Annotated in this window: 16 protein-coding genes and 3 pseudogenes; 12 read left to right on the forward strand and 7 right to left on the reverse strand. The window is 66.7% G+C overall.

What is annotated here, in order from left to right:
* Positions 1-2: 2 nt before the first annotated feature.
* A complete protein-coding gene (locus M0765_RS08790; protein WP_258503166.1) occupies positions 3-869 on the reverse strand; it encodes an alpha/beta hydrolase in 867 nt (288 codons plus the stop codon).
* 83 nt (positions 870-952) lie between these two features.
* Here M0765_RS08790 and M0765_RS08795 point away from each other — a divergent pair, with 83 nt between their 5' ends.
* Both M0765_RS08795 and M0765_RS08800 read left to right on the forward strand, forming a co-directional pair.
* The gene (locus M0765_RS08795) at positions 953-1,642 is read left to right on the forward strand and encodes a response regulator transcription factor (protein WP_157611156.1); all 690 of its coding nucleotides are present in this window, start codon (positions 953-955) and stop codon (positions 1,640-1,642) included.
* A complete protein-coding gene (locus M0765_RS08800; RefSeq protein ID WP_258503168.1) occupies positions 1,639-3,096 on the forward strand; it encodes a sensor histidine kinase in 1,458 nt (485 codons plus the stop codon). The genes M0765_RS08795 and M0765_RS08800 overlap by 4 nt, the downstream gene beginning before the upstream one ends.
* Here the strand turns inward: M0765_RS08800 and gloA2 are convergent.
* The 6 genes and pseudogenes from gloA2 to gstA all read right to left on the reverse strand — a co-directional run bounded on the left by gloA2 (position 3,051) and on the right by gstA (position 8,627).
* Positions 3,051-3,469 (reverse strand): annotated as a pseudogene (gene gloA2, locus M0765_RS08805) (SMU1112c/YaeR family gloxylase I-like metalloprotein). The gene M0765_RS08800 and the pseudogene gloA2 overlap by 46 nt on opposite strands.
* 5 nt (positions 3,470-3,474) lie before the next feature.
* Positions 3,475-3,960, reverse strand: coding sequence for a RidA family protein (locus tag M0765_RS08810; RefSeq protein WP_258503169.1), 486 nt, complete (start codon positions 3,958-3,960; stop codon positions 3,475-3,477).
* Positions 3,961-4,028: 68 nt separating this feature from the next.
* Positions 4,029-5,132: an alkene reductase gene (locus tag M0765_RS08815; protein WP_258503170.1), complete on the reverse strand. Its 1,104-nt coding sequence runs from the start codon at positions 5,130-5,132 to the stop codon at positions 4,029-4,031.
* Between the two features lie 95 nt (positions 5,133-5,227).
* Positions 5,228-7,083: pseudogene (locus M0765_RS08820) on the reverse strand (acyclic terpene utilization AtuA family protein).
* Positions 7,080-7,874: an enoyl-CoA hydratase-related protein gene (locus M0765_RS08825; protein WP_258503171.1), complete on the reverse strand. Its 795-nt coding sequence runs from the start codon at positions 7,872-7,874 to the stop codon at positions 7,080-7,082. Before M0765_RS08825 ends, M0765_RS08820 begins: the two are co-directional and overlap by 4 nt.
* 144 nt (positions 7,875-8,018) lie before the next feature.
* Positions 8,019-8,627, reverse strand: coding sequence for a glutathione transferase GstA (gene gstA, locus M0765_RS08830; protein WP_258503172.1), 609 nt, complete (start codon positions 8,625-8,627; stop codon positions 8,019-8,021).
* A 178-nt stretch (positions 8,628-8,805) separates the two neighbouring features.
* On the opposite strand from gstA, the gene M0765_RS08835 reads away from it, so the two are divergent.
* The 10 genes and pseudogenes from M0765_RS08835 to M0765_RS08880 all read left to right on the forward strand — a co-directional run bounded on the left by M0765_RS08835 (position 8,806) and on the right by M0765_RS08880 (position 17,021).
* Positions 8,806-8,991 (forward strand): DUF1328 domain-containing protein, encoded by a 186-nt coding sequence (locus M0765_RS08835; protein ID WP_126746582.1) that lies wholly within the window; start codon positions 8,806-8,808, stop codon positions 8,989-8,991.
* Entirely contained in the window at positions 8,991-9,137 is a 147-nt protein-coding gene (locus M0765_RS08840) for a hypothetical protein (protein WP_258503175.1), read from the forward strand. The genes M0765_RS08835 and M0765_RS08840 overlap by 1 nt, the downstream gene beginning before the upstream one ends.
* 36 nt (positions 9,138-9,173) lie before the next feature.
* Positions 9,174-10,061: a transglutaminase-like domain-containing protein gene (locus M0765_RS08845; protein ID WP_258503176.1), complete on the forward strand. Its 888-nt coding sequence runs from the start codon at positions 9,174-9,176 to the stop codon at positions 10,059-10,061.
* A gap of 244 nt (positions 10,062-10,305) precedes the next feature.
* Positions 10,306-12,197, forward strand: a pseudogene (gene mnmG / locus M0765_RS08850) (tRNA uridine-5-carboxymethylaminomethyl(34) synthesis enzyme MnmG); the annotation flags it as partial.
* Positions 12,194-12,835: a 16S rRNA (guanine(527)-N(7))-methyltransferase RsmG gene (gene rsmG, locus M0765_RS08855; protein ID WP_258503177.1), complete on the forward strand. Its 642-nt coding sequence runs from the start codon at positions 12,194-12,196 to the stop codon at positions 12,833-12,835. The pseudogene mnmG and the gene rsmG, both read left to right, overlap by 4 nt.
* A gap of 115 nt (positions 12,836-12,950) precedes the next feature.
* Positions 12,951-13,565, forward strand: a complete 615-nt coding sequence (locus M0765_RS08860; protein WP_258503178.1) for a LysE family transporter — start codon at positions 12,951-12,953, stop codon at positions 13,563-13,565.
* Positions 13,566-13,572: 7 nt separating this feature from the next.
* Positions 13,573-14,484: a ParA family protein gene (locus M0765_RS08865; protein ID WP_258503180.1), complete on the forward strand. Its 912-nt coding sequence runs from the start codon at positions 13,573-13,575 to the stop codon at positions 14,482-14,484.
* A 42-nt stretch (positions 14,485-14,526) separates the two neighbouring features.
* Complete coding sequence (locus M0765_RS08870; protein WP_258503182.1) at positions 14,527-15,072, forward strand: RBBP9/YdeN family alpha/beta hydrolase; 546 nt, start codon at positions 14,527-14,529, stop codon at positions 15,070-15,072.
* Positions 15,072-16,022 carry a ParB/RepB/Spo0J family partition protein gene (locus M0765_RS08875; protein ID WP_126746589.1) on the forward strand — a complete coding sequence of 317 codons (951 nt, stop codon included), beginning with the start codon at positions 15,072-15,074 and terminating at the stop codon, positions 16,020-16,022. The genes M0765_RS08870 and M0765_RS08875 overlap by 1 nt, the downstream gene beginning before the upstream one ends.
* A gap of 108 nt (positions 16,023-16,130) precedes the next feature.
* Positions 16,131-17,021, forward strand: a complete 891-nt coding sequence (locus M0765_RS08880) for a CsgG/HfaB family protein (RefSeq protein WP_258503185.1) — start codon at positions 16,131-16,133, stop codon at positions 17,019-17,021.
* Positions 17,022-17,079 lie beyond the last annotated feature (58 nt).

A 17,079-nucleotide genomic window follows, 5' to 3' on the forward strand; every position in this document is an offset into this window, starting at 1 on the left:
TTTCAGGCGAAAAAGTTGCTGCGGGTGGACGAGGCGGCGGAAGCAACCGATGTGCCCGACGCGCCATGCGCCACGGCATCGGCAAAGGCCACTGTTTCGCGCGCCACCTGGTGGCGGTCGTTGTCGATCGTGATCATGTGATAGCTGTCGGGCAGCACCACGCTGCGAAATGCCTTGCAGCGCAGGCCTCGCGCGAGGATGTCGAGGTTGGCCACGCTGGCCACTTCGTCCTGCCGCGCATGCAGCGCGAGCACGCTGGCGCACTGCACGCGGCGAAGGTTGCGCTTCACATGGCGGATCAGCCGGTCGTGCTCGCGCAAGTGGCCGACGCCGATCAGCGCGCTGCCGGCACTCGATACCTTGCGCTGGCGAAGTTCGCGCTCGATCCAGGCGCGCACGCGCTCGTTCTTCACGCCATAGGGCGGCCGCTCCCGGTACTGCCAGAGCCGGCCGAGCGGGGTGTACAACGCCAGCGGCAGCAGCACGTGCGTGCGCGGAATGGCCCAGCCGTCGAAGCGCAGCGTAGTCGACATCAGCACCAGCGCGTCGACATCGCTGCCGCAGCGGATGGCCGCGCCGAGCGCAAGCGACGAACCGGCCGAGATGCCGACCAGCAGCACACGGTCATGCTGCGCGCGCAGCATCTTGACCTGCGCTTCGATGGCGTCGAGCCAGCGCTCGTAGGGTGCGGCGCACTGCACCGGCGCGGCGGCATCGAAGGAGTAGCCGTCGACGCGCATCGGATGCACCGGATACCCGCTGCCCCGCAGGGCCGATTGCACGGTCAGGAGCTCGTCAGGTGTGCTGCATAAACCATGCAGCAGCACGATGGCCGTGCGGCGCGCCGCGGGTTGCTGTCGTATGCTCATGGCGCGTTTATCGCCGCTGGGCACTGACGGGCCGCTGACCCTCCTTCGCGCAAGAATAGGCTTCTCAACCCACTACACACACCATGCGAATCCTGCTTGTCGAAGACGATGCCGTACTGCGCGACGTGATGCTGCGCAGCCTTGCGGATGCCGGCCATCGGGTCGACGTGTCGGCCAATGTCGAGGACGCCGACCACCTCTGGCGCGTGCAGCCCTTCGATGCGGTGCTGCTCGACCTGAACCTGCCGGCCACGGCAAGCCCCACGAGCGGCTTGGCAAGCGGCTTGACCGCCCTGCGCCAGGCACGCGCGCGAGGCGACCGCACGCCGGTGCTGGTGCTCACGGCGCGGGGCCGCACCGAAGAACGCATTGCGGGCCTCGATGCCGGTGCCGACGACTACCTGGGCAAGCCCTTCGATCTCGCGGAAGTCGAGGCACGCCTGCGCGCGCTCGTGCGCCGCGCCAAGGGCACCGAGGACATCGTGCTGCTGGGGCATCTCAAGCTCGACCGCAAGGCGCGCCGCTTTTCGACCGCGAACGGGCCGCTCGACCTGCCGGCGCGCGAGTTCGAAGTGCTGTGGGAGCTGATGAGCCCGCCGGGCCGTACGGTGAGCAAGCGGGCGCTGTCCGACAAGCTCTCGAGCTTCGACGAATCGCTGGGCGACAACGCGCTGGAGGCCTTCATCTCGCGGCTGCGCAAGAAGCTGGTCGGCTCGGGCGCGGGCATTCGCACGCTGCGCGGCATCGGCTACCTGCTCGAAGCCGAAGTGTGAGCCGCACCGCACCCGCCGCGCCGCGCCGGCAGAAGGCCGCGCCTTCGCTCACGCGCCGCGTGCTGCGCAACGTGCTGGTGCCGTTGGCGCTCACCTGGATGCTGGGCGCGGTGATTGCGCTGGTCATCGCCAACTACTTTGCCGAGCAGGCCTTCGACCGCAGCATGCTGGACGACGCCTATGCGCTCTCGGCCAACGTGCAGGCGGGCGAGCGGGGCATCGAGCTGCTGCTGTCGCCGCGCGAAGTGGCCACGGTGCTGTTCGACCAGGTGGACCAGGTGTATTTCGCGGTGCAGCGGATGGACGGTACATTGATCTCGGGCCAAGCGGGCTTGAACGCGCCGCTGCCGCCGGAGGGCGCGCGCTATCGCTTCTCGGACGTGAACCATGGCGGCAAGGTGCTGCGCGCCGTGGTGCTCGATCACGACGCCGATCCCGGCCTGCTGATGCCGTATCGCGTGATCATTGCGCAGACCACGCTCAGCCGAGCGGCGCTGGTGCGGCAGCTGCTCGGTTTTGCGCTCACGCCCCAGGCGCTGCTGCTGGTGCTGCTTGCGGTATGGCTCTGGCGTGGCATCCGGCGCGACCTGCGTCCGCTCGGCGAACTCCAGCAGGCGCTTGACCGCCGTGATGTGTACGACCTTTCACCGGTAGCGGTGGTCGAAACCTCGCGCGAAGTGCAGCGCCTGGGCAATGCGGTCAACGCGCTGTTCGAGCGGTTGAACCACAGCGTGCGCGCGCAGCGCGAGTTCGTGGGCAATGTGGCGCACGAGTTGCGCACGCCCCTCGCCGGCATTCGCGCGCTGGCCGAATACGGCCTTGCGCAGCATGACTCCAAGGTGTGGCGCGAGCAGCTTGCGCGCGTGGCTGAACGGCAGGCCCGCGCAAGCCATCTCATCGACCAGCTGCTGGCGCTGGCCCTGGCCGACGAAGCACGCACCGGCCTTGCGCGAGAACCGGTGCAGCTCGACGTGCTCGCCGAACAAACCGTGCTGCGACACCTGGCCCGCGCCGACACGCGCGGCGTCGACCTGGGCGCGCGAGGCCTCGACGAGCGTGTGACGGTGCTCGCGAACGAAGCCTTGGTCGAGGGGATTCTCGACAACCTGATCGACAACGCGCTGCGCTACGGCGGGCGCACCATCACCGTCGAACTGGCGGGCCGCACCCTGAGCGTGATCGACGACGGCCCCGGCATTCCGCTCGAGGCGCAGCGCGACCTGATGCAGCGCTGGGCGCAAGGCCCGGCGGGCCAGAAGCTGGGGCAGGGCTCGGGGCTGGGCCTGTCGATCGTGGCGCGCTATGCGGAGCTGCTCGGCGCCGAGCTGCGGCTCGATGCGGCCGAGCCCTCGGGGTTGCGGGTGAGCGTGACCTTCGCGGAGATTCATCACCGTCCGCTGCAGGACGACTACGAGGGCACTGCGCCAGGCGGTGTGCCCGGCTCCGCCTCGTAGAGCTCCAGCGGCAGGCCGTCGGGGTCCGCAAAGAAGGTGAAGCGGCGGCCCGTGTATTCATCGATGCGCAATGGCTCCACTGCAACGCCTTGCGCGGCCAGTGCTTCGGCCGCGGCCTGCACGTCAGGCACTTCGAAAGCCAGGTGTCGCAAGCCTCTCGCTTCGGGCCGGGTGGGGCGCTGCGGTGCGCCCGGAAAGAGAACAGCTCGATCTGCGAACCGTCGGGTAGTGCGAGATCGAGCTTGTACGAATTGCGCGCCGCGCGGTAGTTTTCGGCCAACACGCGCAGGCCCAGCACTTCGGTATAGAAGCGCTTGGACACTTCGTAGTCGCCGCAGATGACGGCGACGTGATGCAGTCTTCCGAGTTGCATGGCGCTCAAGCCTCGAACTCCACTTCGCCTTCGATTTCCACCGGAATATTGAATGGCAGCTCGGCCATGCCCACGGCGCTGCGCGCATGCGCACCGATGTCGGGCCCGAAGAGTTCGAGCACGAGGTCCGAGAAGCCGTTGATGACGGCGGGCTGCTTGTCGAAGCCTGGTGCCGAGGCCACCATGCCGAACACGCGCGTCCACGCGGTGATGCGGTCCAGGTCGCCGAGTGCGCGCTGCAGGCTGCCCAGCATCGCCAGGGCAGTCAGCCGTGCCGATGCGTAGCCTTGTTCCACGGTCAGCTCGCGGCCCAGCTTGCCGAGCGGCGCCGCAATGGTGCCGTCGGGGTTGAGCGGGCCGTGGCCGGAGATGATCGCGCGGCGGCCGACGATGCGCACGAAGCTGAAGGGCAGCACCACGCCGGGCGGCGGCGAGACCGGCGGCGGCAGCACGAGGCCGAGGGTTGCGAGTCGCTGTTCGATGCGGGCCATGGCGTTTCTCTCCTGCGGCGGGTCAATGTGCCGCCGCATCTTGCCATGGCCTTGCGCCGCCTTGCGGATCAGGCCAGCGTCGGATAGTCCGTGTAGCCCTTGGCGCCGCCGCCGTACATCGTGGCCTTGTTCACTTCATTGAGCGGTGCGTTCTCGCGCAGGCGGCGCACCAGGTCGGGGTTGGCGATGAAGGGCTTGCCGAAGGCCACGAGGTCGTCGCCTTCCTTGACGGCTTCATCGGCCAGCGGCTTGTCGTAGCCGTTGTTGACCATCCATGCGCCCTTGCCGCCGGCCTGGCGATAGGCGGCCTTGAGTGCCTCGTAGTCGAACGGGCGGTCTTCGATTTCGCGCGGGCCGCCGGTGGCGCCTTCGATGACGTGGATGTATGCCAGGCCCAACGGCGCCAGCTGCTTCACCACGTAGGTGAAGAGCGGCTGCGGATCGGAATCGTGCACGTCGTTGGCGGGCGTGACGGGCGACAGGCGAATGCCGGTCTTGCCGCCGCCGACCGCATCGACCACGGCGCGCGTGGCTTCGAGCAGCAGGCGGGCGCGGTTCTCGATGCTGCCGCCGTAGTCGTCGGTGCGCTTGTTGCTGCCGTCTTTCAGGAACTGGTCGAGCAGGTAGCCGTTGGCGCCATGCAGTTCCACGCCGTCGAAGCCGGCGGTTTCCACCGCGTTGCGCGCGGCAGCGGCGTAGGCGTGAACGATGCCGGGCAACTCTTCGGCGTCGAGCGCGCGCGGCTCGGAGGTTTCGACGAAGGTCGGCACGCCGTCCTTGATGAGCACGGTCTTCGTCTTGGCGGTGATGGCCGAGGGTGCGACGGGCTTGCCGCCGTCAGGTTGCAGTTCGGTGTGCGACACGCGGCCCACATGCCAGAGCTGCACCACGATCTTGCCGCCCTTGGCGTGCACCGCGTCGGTCACGCGCTTCCATCCGTCGAGCTGTTCGGTGCCGTAGAGGCCCGGCACGTCGGCATAGCCCTGGCCCTGGTGGCTGATGGCGGTGGCCTCGGTGATGAGCAGGCCGGCCGAGGCGCGCTGCGCGTAGTAGGTGGCGGCCATCTCGGTCGGAATGGCATTCGGCGAACGGTTGCGCGTGAGCGGTGCCATCACGATGCGATTGGCGAGTTGCAGGTCGCCGGCTTTTACGGGGTCGAAGAGAGAGGGCATTGCGTGAACCGGAGATGGCCGGAAAGAGTGGGACAGAGGCCGCGAGGCTAAGCCCGCGCGGCCAACCCTGCTGCGGCACGGTTGCCCGTTTGCTGCTAGGCGCCTGGCGCGGCGTGGTCTGCCGAGGCGTTTGCCTCCAGCAGCGCGAGCCATTCGGCGCCCACGCGCATCGGCATGGCGAGCAGGATCTGCCCCATGCCCTTGCCGAGTGCATCGTTGCGCAGCGATGCCATGCCCCCGCCGCCCAGCGCCTGTTCGCAGACGAAGTTGAAGGCGCCGATGCCTGGCACTTCGTAGCGCGTGACAGGTCCCTTGACCAGGTGCGCGAGCCATTCGGCCACGCGCGCTTCGGTCAGTTGCTCGCGCAGCAGCGGCAACAGGGCAGGGTGGCGCGCGATGACGCCGATGTTCGAGGTGTCGCCCTTGTCGCCGCTGCGCGCCCAGGCGAGGCGGATGAGCGGGACTTCGATGGTGCCGGCATCGTCGTCGAAAGATGCAACCTGCGGTTCGGCAATGCTCGGCGGCGGCGGCGGCGTTGGCGAGAACGTCTCTTCGCCGGCAGCCGGCCCCGCATCGCGCGGCACTTCGATGCACTGTCCGTCGATCTCCACGCGCGCTTCCACCTTCGACTTGTCGAGCAGGAACGCGTACTGGCGAATGGACGGCGACACCGGCGAGCGCCCCCGCCAGCGCCCGTGGTGCCCGGCGCCCACGATGTGCCGGCCGGAGCCACCTCACGCGCGAAGAGCTCCAGCGCTTCCTTGCGCGAGTGCGTGACCGCGATCCGGAGCACAGCCTCGCGTGTTTGCGTCGCGCGTGCGTGCGGGCCGTAGCAAGACTCCGCGCCAAGCACTTCGAGCTGCGTGCCGCTGTAGGGACCGAAGCCATGCTGCGCAAACAGCGTGCTCGTGCGCGCGAGGATCGCCTCGCCGGTGCGTTGCGCCTTGGCCACCGCATCGAAGCCGACGATGGTGAGTTGCGATGCGGCCTTGAATCCATCGACATAGGTGGCGCACACCTTGTAGCTTGCAGTGGGCGGGCGGCCGCGCGCGCCGTGCACGCGCACGCGGTGTTCGCCCGCCTGTTCGATGCGCACCTGCGTGAAGTCCGCCACCACGTCGGGCAGCAGGTAGGCCGAGGGGTCGCCGATCTCGTAGAGCATCTGCTCGCCGACCACCGCCGGCGTCACCTTGCCGCCCGTGCCCGCTGGCTTGGTGACGACAAAGCGGCCGTCGGCATGGCACTCGACGATCGGGTAGCCGATGTTCGGCCAGTCGGGCACGGTGTCCCAGTCCGTGTGCAGGCCACCCGTGGCCTGGCAGCCGCATTCGATGATGTGGCCGGCAAGGCTGCCGGCCGCGAGCAGGTCGTGGTCGCCGGGCTGCCAGCCGAACTCGTGCATCAGCACGCCGAGCGTCACGGCCGAGTCGACGCACCGGCCGGTGATGACCACCTGCGCGCCCGCGTCCAGAGCCGCCTGGATGGGCCTTGCGCCCAGATACGCATTGGCCGTGAGCACGCGCTCCGGCAGCGGTGCGCCGCTTTGCAGTTCGCGCACCGCGGGTTGCTGCTGCCGAAGCTGCGGCAGCAGCGGCGAGACGTCGTCGCCGCTCACCACCGCGATCTTCAATGCAATGCCTTGCTCGGCGGCGAGCGCGGCAAGCGCATCGGCGCAGCCCTGCGGATTGACGCCGCCCGCGTTGCTCACCACGCGGATGCCTTGCTGCACAACGTCCTTCAGCACCGCCTTCATCGCAACCGAGACGAAGTCGGTGGCGTAGCCGAGCTCCGGTTTCTTGAGCCGCGCACCCGCGAGGATCGACATGGTGAGCTCGGCCAGGTAGTCGAACACCAGGTAGTCGATTTGCCCGCTGGCCACGAGCTGCGGCGCCCCCACGCTGCTGTCGCCCCAGAAGCCCGATGCACCGCCGATGCGCACGACGCGGTTCATCGGCCGCTCCACTGCGGCTTGCGCTTTTCGCGAAAGGCGAGCTGGCCCTCCGCCGCGTCTTCGGTCAGTGCAAAGAGGCCGATCTGGCTTTCGGTGAACGCCATCGATTCCTCGAAGGCCATCGCTTCGATTTTCTTCATGGTGTACAGGCCGCGCCGCATGGCGGCGGGCGACTTGTCGAGCAGGCGGCCGAGCAGCCAGTCGACCGTTGCATCGAGGTCGTCGCTCACGTGGTTGACCAGCCGGTACTCGAGCGCCTGTGCGGCGGTGATCGGTTCGCCGGTGATGCACATCTCGGCCAGCACGCGACGCGGCAGCAGGTTGCCGAGCACGCTGAGCACCTGCGCGGGAAAGAGGCCGACCTTGACCTCGGGAAGCCCGAACACGGCCTGGCTGCTGGCCACGGCCATGTCGCACATGCCCATGATCCCCATGCCGCCCGCCATGCAGGCGCCGTTGACGCGCGCGATCAGGGGCACAGTCGATTGGCGTGCCTGGCGAAAGAGGTTCGCAAAGCCCTGGTGAGGCTCCGCATAGTCGAACTTGAAGGAGGTGCCGCTCTGCAGGTCGGCGCCGGCGCAGAAGGCGCGCGTGCCGCTGCCGGTAATGACGACGGCGCGCACCGCGCGGTCCTGGTTGGCGCGCGCCAGTGCATTCGACATTGCGGAGAGCACGCCCGCGCTGATGGCGTTGCGGCGCTCTTCGCGATCGATGGTGAGCCACATCACGGGCCCGCGCATCTCCTCGCGCACCTCCTCGCGCAGTTTTGGGGCTGAAGGGGCTTCGGCCATCGTTCGGGTCCTTCGCTGCAAGGTCTGGAATTCGACCCCTAGCGTGGCCCGAAAAAAAGCCGCAACATGCGGCTTGTGGCTGAAGCGGCCCGGGTTTTCCCTAGAGGGGCGGACCGCTTGCATGCGCGTTCTGGGCGCTTCTTCTTACTTCAGCAGGCCTTCGGCCTTCATCGCCTCCTGAACGGCGGGGCGGGCAGCAACACGCGCGTGCCATGCCTGCACATTGGCGAAGTCCGAAATGTTCACCCCGGTGGGCTTGGCCCAGTTGGTCACGGTGAACAGGTAGCCGTCGGCCACGCTGAAGTGGTCGCCCATCAGGTACTGCTTGTCGGCGAGCTGGCCGTCGAGCCACTGGTAGCGCGACTTGAGTTTGTCCTTGAAGATGGTCTTGGCTTCTTCGGGCATGGCCGAGTTGAACAGCGGGCTGTAGCCCTTGTGCATTTCGGTGCCGATGAAGGTCAGCCACTCTTGCAGGCGATAGCGCTGCAGCGTGCCGGCGGCCGGCGCGAGGTTCTTGGTGGGCGCGAGATCGGCAATGTACTGGACGATGGCCGGGCCTTCGCGCAGGCGCGTGCCGTCGTCGAGCTCGAGCAGCGGCACATAGCCGAGCGGGTTGATGCCGTAGTAGTCGGTGCCGTCCTGAAGCTTGTGGCTCTTGGTGCTGGCCAGCACGGGTTCGAAGGCGAGGCCGGCTTCGTGCAGCGCGATGTGGGGCGAGAGCGAGCAGGCGCCGGGCGAGTAATACAGCTTCATGCGAGGAATCTCCGAAGGATGTGGATAGCGAAAAGATCTTTGGACCGCCTGCATGCTAGCGGGTTTCACGGTGCGCGTTTTGTCCTACGGCTGCTCGCGCGCGCCGACTATCGGTGCGGCGGCGGGCCCTTTCTAAGCTCGCCGCAACGGTGGGGTGGCCCACCACAAGGAGTTTCAGATGTTGAAGTACGCGATCATCTTTGCGGTCATCTCGCTGGTGGCCGGTGTCCTGGGCTTCGGCGGCGTTGCTGCCGGCGCGGCCGGTATTGCCAAGCTGCTGTTCGGCCTGTTCCTGGTGCTGGCGGTGATCTTCGTGGTTCTTGCGGCGCTGGGAATCGGGGCAGTCAAAAAGGCAATCGATTGATGCACGGCCTTGTTCCGCGGTGGCCGCGCGCGCGTCCGTTGGGCGTACTGCTGCAGAGCCCGGCCCACCGCGTGATGCGGGTGCTGCTGGTGACGCAAACGCACTGGCAGCTTCCTGAGCACCGCTCGCGCCGCCGGCGCGCCTGAACCCCGATCGACAACAACAAACCATCCAAGGCGCGCATGCACATCTCCCACATCGAGGCGGAACTCGGCTACGAAGTCAGCGCGCCCGCGCACATGCAGCTCAACATCGAGGCTGCGCAGGCGGGCTCGCAAGCCGTGATCAGCGAAGCGCTGACCATCGAGCCACCGACCGAAGTGCAGGTGTATTGCGACGAGTCGAGCGGCAACCGCTTCGTGCGCTTCGATGCACGGCCCGGCCCGCTGAAGATCCGCTACAAGGCGACCGTGCAGCGCAGGCAGGTCGACGTGCCGCTCGATCTGCAGGAGGTGCCGGTCAACGAGGTGCCGAACGAAATACTCCACCACATGATGCCGTCGCGTTACTGCGAGTCGGACCTGATGTCGCGCTGCGCGCAGCAGCTCTTTGGCGATCTCGCGCCGGGCATCGGCCGGGTGCAGGCCATCGTCGACTGGATTCACGACAGCATCACCTACGAGCCGGGCAGCAGCGACTCGACAACGACGGCGCGCGAAGTGTTCGTGGAACGCGCCGGCGTTTGCCGCGACTTTGCGCACCTGGGCATTACCTTCTGCCGCGCGTTGAACATTCCGGCGCGGCTGGTGGTGGGCTACGTGTGGTTCGACGAACCGCCGCAGGATTTTCACGCCGTCTTCGAAGCCTGGCTTGGCGGACGATGGGTGCTGTTCGACCCGACCCGCATGGCGCCGGTCGACCGGCTGGTGCGGGTGGGCACGGGGCGCGACGCCAAGGACGTGGCCTTTTGCACGATATTCGGCGCGGTGGCCATGACGGGCAAGACGCTGGTGATTCGCGAACTGCAGGACGAGAGCGTGGCGCCGCCAGCCGAGCCCGAGCCCACGGGCGCTCTGGTGGGCATCGAAAAGCCGGTGCCTGTCGTGGAACTGGCTGCCGCAGCCGATTAGGCCTGATGCAGTCTTGTTGTGATGCTATCAAATAGATAGCAATCAAATGGTTGCTGGAACGATATCCGGGCGTTTTTAGGGCAATTAACCACGTTGCCCCCATTCCGGGCGCAAAGCGGCCCCCGATTAAAATTGGTGCCCCCTTTGCGCAGCGCACGCGTCAGTGCGCCCCTCTCTCATGCTGTATCCCGAAGAATTCGATGTCATCGTCGTTGGCGGTGGCCATGCCGGCACTGAAGCCGCGCTTGCTGCTGCCCGCATGGGCGCGAAGACGCTGCTGCTCTCCCACAACATCGAGACGCTGGGGCAGATGAGCTGCAATCCGTCGATCGGCGGCATCGGCAAGGGGCACCTGGTGAAAGAGGTCGATGCGCTGGGCGGCGCGATGGCCATTGCAACCGACGAGGCGGGTATCCAGTTTCGCATTCTCAATTCGAGCAAGGGCCCGGCCGTTCGCGCGACCCGCGCGCAGGCCGACCGTGTCTTGTACAAGGCCGCGATTCGCCGCCGCCTGGAGAACCAGCCGAACCTGAGCCTGTTTCAGCAAGCGGTAGACGACCTGATGGTGGAAGGCGACCGGGTGGTGGGCGCGGTCACGCAGGTGGGCATTGCATTTCGCGCACGCACCGTGGTGCTCACCGCCGGGACTTTTCTCGACGGCCGCATTCACGTCGGCCTCGACAACTACCAGGCCGGGCGCGCGGGCGACCCCCGGCCATCAGCCTGTCGGCGCGGCTCAAGGAACTGAAGCTGCCCCAGGGCCGCCTCAAGACCGGCACGCCGCCGCGGCTCGACGGCCGCACCATCGACTTTTCGAAGTGCACCGAACAACCGGGCGACGGCATGCCGGGCGGGGCAGGGCCGATGCCGGTGTTCAGCTTCATGGGCAGGGTCGACATGCACCCGCAGCAAATGGCCTGCTGGATCACGCACACCAACGAGCGCACGCACGACATCATCCGCTCCGGCTTCGACCGCAGCCCGATGTTCACGGGCAAGATCGACGGCGTCGGCCCGCGCTACTGCCCGAGCGTGGAAGACAAGATCAACCGCTTTGCCGACAAGGAAAGCCACCAGATCTTTCTCGAGCCCGAAGGCCTGACGACCAACGAGTACTACCCGAACGGGATTTCGACCAGCTTGCCGTTCGACATTCAGTACCAGCTCGTTCGCTCGATGCCGGGCCTGGAGAACGCCCATATCCTGCGGCCGGGCTATGCCATCGAGTACGACTACTTCGATCCGCGCGAGCTCAAGAGCAGCTTCGAGACCCGGGCCATCAAGGGCCTCTTCTTTGCCGGCCAGATCAACGGGACCACCGGCTACGAAGAGGCCGCGGCCCAAGGTTTGTTTGCCGGCATCAACGCTGCGCTTCAATGCCGGGGTGAGGACGCTTGGCTGCCGCGCCGCGATGAAGCCTACCTGGGCGTGCTGGTTGACGACCTGATTACCAAGGGTGTGACCGAGCCGTACCGCATGTTTACCAGCCGAGCGGAGTTCCGGCTGCAGCTGCGCGAAGACAACGCCGACATGCGCCTGACCGAAGCAGGGCGCAAGCTCGGGTTGGTGGGCGACGAGCAATGGGATGCTTTCAGCCGGAAGCGCGATGCTGTTTCACGTGAAACACAACGGCTCAAATCGATTTGGGTGAACCCGCGCAACCTGCCAGCGGCGGAGTCGGAGCGCGTGTTGGGCAAGGCCATCGAGCACGAATACAACTTGGCCGATCTGCTGCGCCGGCCCGATGTGAGCTATCAAACCCTGATGTCGCTGGACGGTGGAAAGTACAGCGCAGCCTCGGCGCTCAGCGAAACCGAGATCGAGCAGATCGAGATTTCGGCCAAGTATTCCGGCTACATCGAGCGGCAGCACGACGAAGTAGAGCGCGCCGCGCACTTCGAGAACCTGCGGCTGCCGGCGGATTTCGACTACAGCCAGGTCAAGGCTCTGAGCTTCGAGGTTCGCCAGAAGCTCGACAAGCACCGGCCCGAAACGCTGGGCTTGGCTTCGCGCATCTCGGGCGTGACGCCTGCCGCAATTTCCCTGTTGATGATCCATCTGCGAAAGGGCGGCCACAAGGCGTTCAACCGCGACGCCGCCACGGAAGCGACCGCAGAATCGCAACCCGCCCGATGAGCGCGCCCATCGAAACGCTGCGCCAAGGCGCGGCAGCCCTGGGCACCGCTTTGTCCGATAAGCAGGCGGAGCAGCTGCTGGCGTACGGCACGCTCATGCTCAAGTGGAACAAGGTCTACAACCTGACGGCCCTGCGCGACCCGGCCAGCGTGTTGACGCACCATCTGCTCGACAGCTTGGCAGCGGTAGCCCCGCTGCAGCGGGAGTGGGCAGGGAAGGGGAGGCTTCTCGATGTCGGATCTGGCGGCGGATTGCCCGGCGTGGTGATCGCCATCATGCGGCCCGATCTCGATGTGAGCTGCCTCGATGCCGTCGCCAAGAAGGCGGCCTTCGTTCAACAGGTGGCTGCCGAACTTGAACTGCCCAATCTGCGCGGCCTTCACGCGCGGGTCGAATCGCTCACCGGCAGCTACGAAATCATCAGTTCCCGCGCCTTCGCTTCGCTCCCGGATTTCTTCAACGGATCGAAACACCTGTTCGCGCCCGGCGGCGTCTGGCTGGCCATGAAAGGCAAGGTACCGAGCGATGAACTGGCCGTGCTGCCCCAAGGCGTCGCAGTGTTTCACGTGGAACAACTGACCGTCCCGGGCTTGGACGCCGAGCGCTGCATCGTCTGGGCGCGCAAAGAAACCGCCTGAATCGGCAAAAAAGAAGCGGCGACGCCGGTGAAAGCCGGCGCCAAGCGCTCCTCGCGGCACCTGCCTCGCTTAGACTCGACGCCTTCCCCTGGCTCTCTTTTTCGAGGCAAATCCCATGTTCGGCATTGCTGACTACGGCGCATTCGTTGTTGCCATCGTCCTTTTTCTCCTGATTCCCGGTCCGGGCAACCTGGCGCTGATTACCTCGACCAGCAAAGGCGGAATCCGCGGCGGGCTGGCTGCCACCTTCGGCGTGATCATTGGCGACCAGTTCCTCATGTGGGCGGCGGTGGCGGGCGTCTCGGCCGTGCTGGCCGCTTACCCGACCGCCTTCGCGGCCGTGCAGTGGCTGGGTGCGGCCTACCTTGCCTGGCTCGGCTTCAAGATGCTGCTTGCCAAGCCCGGCGCAGCGCCGATTCTCAACATTCGCCCCAGCCACTTCTTGCGCCAGGCGCTGATGATCACCTTGCTCAACCCCAAGGCGATCGTGTTCTACATGGCTTTCTTTCCGCTGTTCGTCGATCCGGCGCGCCACCAGGGCGTGGTCACTTTCGGCGCCATGGCAGTAACCATTGCCGTGCTCACCTTTCTGTACGGCCTCACGTCCACGCTGCTCACGCACTTTCTGGCCGAACGCATCCGCGCCAATCCGCGCATTTCGGGCGCTCTTGAAAAGCTCGCGGGTGTCTTTTTGATAGCCTTCGGCGTCAAGCTCGCCATTTCCCGCTGATCTCCACATGGCCAAGATTTTCTGCATTGCCAACCAGAAGGGCGGCGTCGGCAAGACCACCACCACCGTCAACCTTGCCGCCGGCTTGGCCAAGGTCGGCCAGCGGGTGCTGATGATCGACCTCGACCCCCAGGGCAATGCAACCATGGGTTCGGGCATCGACAAGCGCCAGCTGGAACTCACGGTGTACGACGTGCTGCTCGAATCGGCCTCCGTGGCCGAGGCGCGCGTCAAGGCCGACAAGCTGGTGGAGGGCGGCTGCGGCTACGACGTGCTGGGCGCCAACCGCGAACTGGCGGGCGCCGAGGTGGAAATGGTGGCACTCGACCGCCGCGAGAAGCGTCTGCGCACCGCGCTGGCCGCCGTTGGCGCCGAGTACGACTTCGTACTGATCGACTGCCCGCCGAGCCTGAGCCTGCTCACGCTCAACGGCCTGTGCGCCGCCCATGGCGTGATCGTGCCGATGCAGTGCGAGTACTTCGCGCTCGAAGGGCTGACCGACCTGGTCAACACCATCAAGCAGGTGCACGCCAACCTCAACAAGAACCTGCAGATCATCGGCCTGCTGCGCGTGATGTTCGATCCGCGCATCACGCTGCAGCAGCAGGTGAGCGAGCAGCTCAAGTCCCACTTCGGCGACAAGGTGTTCGACACGGTCATTCCTCGCAATGTGCGGCTTGCCGAGGCGCCGAGCTACGGACTGCCCGGCGTGGTGTTCGATCCGGCCGCCCGTGGCAGCCAGGCCTTCATCGCCTTTGCCAAGGAGCTGGTCGAGAAGATGCCGCCGGCCAGCGCATTCGCCTCCGGCGCGGTGGCGCCGCCCATCGCAGAGGTTGCGCCGGCTGCTCCCAACCTGGCGATTCCCGAAGACGTGCTGGCACCTGCGGCCGCACCCGACACCAGCGAAAAAAGCATCTGACGCCGTCCATCCAGGACGTGTGCCTCAAGTTCTTACGAGCAAATGACCATCTCACGCATCCTGTTGCTGCCGGGCTGGCAGAACAGCGGCCCCGGCCATTGGCAAACCCGTTGGGAGTCGCTGTATGGCGATCACCGTGTCGAGCAGCATGAGTGGATGCACCCCCTGCGCGGCGACTGGTCCGCGCGGCTTGAGGAAGAAGTGCTGGCCGCGCCCGGCCCGGTGGCCTTTGCGGCGCACAGCCTGGGTTGCATCCTGGTGGCCGCATGGGCTGCGCATTCGCGCAACACGCACAAGGTGCTCGGGGCGCTGCTGGTCGCGCCCGGCGACTTGGAACGCGACGATCTGCGCCAGCTGATTCCCGGTTGGGCGCCCATCGTGCGCAAGCCGCTGCCGTTCCCGTCGGTGCTGATTGCCGCCAACGACGACCCTTACTGCGACGCCAGGCGCTCGCGCCAGATGGCCGACGACTGGGGCGCGCGCTTTGTCGACACTGGCGCAGGCGGCCATTTGAACGCCGAGTCCGGCCTGGGCGACTGGCCCGAAGGCCGGCAACTATTGAACGAAATCTCGAAAGACACGCACTGATGGCGACCAAGAAACCCAAGGGCCTGGGGCGCGGCCTCGAAGCGCTGCTCGGCCCCACGGCCGCACCCGCCGCCGACAACAACAACGGGACGGAAGAGGGCGCCGCAGCGCAGAACCCGAACACGCTGATGCTCGACCAGATGGTGGCCGGCGTTTACCAGCCGCGCACCCGCATGGACGAAGGCGCGCTCTACGAATTGGCCGAGAGCATCAAGGCGCAGGGCATCATGCAGCCGATTTTGGTGCGCCGGCTCGACGAGGCATCGGCTGCCGCCAAGAACGCCGAGTACGAAATCATCGCGGGCGAGCGCCGCTTCCGGGCCGCCAAGCTGGCGGGCCTCGACCGGGTGCCGGTGCTGGTGCGCGACGTGCCCAACGAGGCCGCGGCGGCCATGTCGCTGATCGAGAACATCCAGCGCGAAGACCTCAACCCGCTCGAAGAAGCCCAAGGCCTGCAACGCCTGGTCTCGGAGTTTGGGCTCACTCACGAAGCTGCGGCACAGGCTGTGGGCCGCTCGCGCAGCGCCGCCAGCAATCTGCTGCGCCTGTTGAACCTGGCCGAGCCGGCGCAACAGATGCTGATGGCGGGCGACATCGACATGGGCCACGCCCGCGCGCTGCTGTCGCTGGACCGCGGCACGCAGATCACCGCCGCCAACCAGATCGCCGCCAAGAAAATGTCGGTGCGCGAGGCCGAGTCGCTGGTGAAGCGGCTCGCCGCCGAATTCACGCTCACGCCGTCGCGCCGCGGCAACGACGGCGAAAAGTCGCGCGACCTGCAGCGTGTGGAAGAAGAACTGGCCGACCTGCTCACCGCCGAGGTCGAGGTCCGCATCAAGAAGCGCAGCAAGCGTGGCGGCAAGGTCGAGGAGAGCGGGGAACTCGCCATTCACTTCGGCTCCATCGAGGCGCTCAACGGCCTGATCGAACGCATCCGCCGAACGGCCTAGCCGGTGGGCCGCGGCTCGGACTTTTGCGTGATTGTTTCTTGCAATCTTTTACGCGTATCCTCTCCGCTGATTTTCAAATCGCAAATCTCGAGGAGAGGGAGTCCTTTCATGACATTCAACAAGTTTCCGCTCGCGGCCGTGGCCGTGGGTGCGCTGCTGCTGACCGGCTGCGTGACCACCGACATGCAGATGGGCAGCCAGTCTGCCAAGACCACGGCCACCGGCAGCGCGGCCGGTTCGGCCACCGCCGGCGAAAGCAGCCAGCTCGAGCGCTGCGAGTCGCCGCTGGGCACCGTCTCGCTCATCGAGAACGTGAACTCGGGCTGGTACACCATCCTCACCGGCGAATACCGCCTGCCGCCTACGGCCAACCTGCTGCGCTTGCTGGTGCAGCAATCGAACTGCTTTGTGGTGGTCGAGCGTGGCGCGGCCGGCATGAACGCCATGAACCGTGAGCGCGCGCTCATGCAGTCGGGCGAAATGCGCGGCGGCAGCAACTTCGGACGCGGCCAGATGGTGGCTTCCGACTACGGCCTTTCGCCCGAGATCGTGTTCAGCAACAGCGACGCGGGTGGCATCGGCGGCGCCCTGGGCGGCCTAGTCGGCGGCAACCGTGGGCGTGCCCTCGCTGCGGTCGGGGGCAGCATGCAGACCAAGGAAGCCAGCGCTCTCCTGACGCTCATCGACAACCGCTCGGGCGTGCAGGTGGCGGCCTCGGAAGGCAGCGCCTCCAAGACCGATTTCGGCGCGTTCGGCTCGGTCTTCGGCGGCCGTGCCGGTGGCGGCCTCGGCGGCTACACCAACACGGCGCAGGGCAAGGTGATTGCCGCGGCCTTCATGGACGCGTTCAACCAGATGGTCCGCTCGCTGCGCAACTACAAGGCGCAAACGGTGCGCGGCCAGGGTCTCGGCGGCGGTGGCCGCCTGGGCGTGGACGGCGGCGCTGCGCCGTCGCAGACCTCGGCCCCCGCGGAGCAACCGGCCCGCCGCCGCAGGTAAGACGCGGCGGTGGCAATATAAAAAGCCCGGCGGCTCGCAAGAGCCCCGGGCTTTTTAT

This window comes from Variovorax sp. S12S4, from assembly GCF_023195515.1.
Classification (GTDB): Bacteria; Pseudomonadota; Gammaproteobacteria; order Burkholderiales; family Burkholderiaceae_C; genus Variovorax.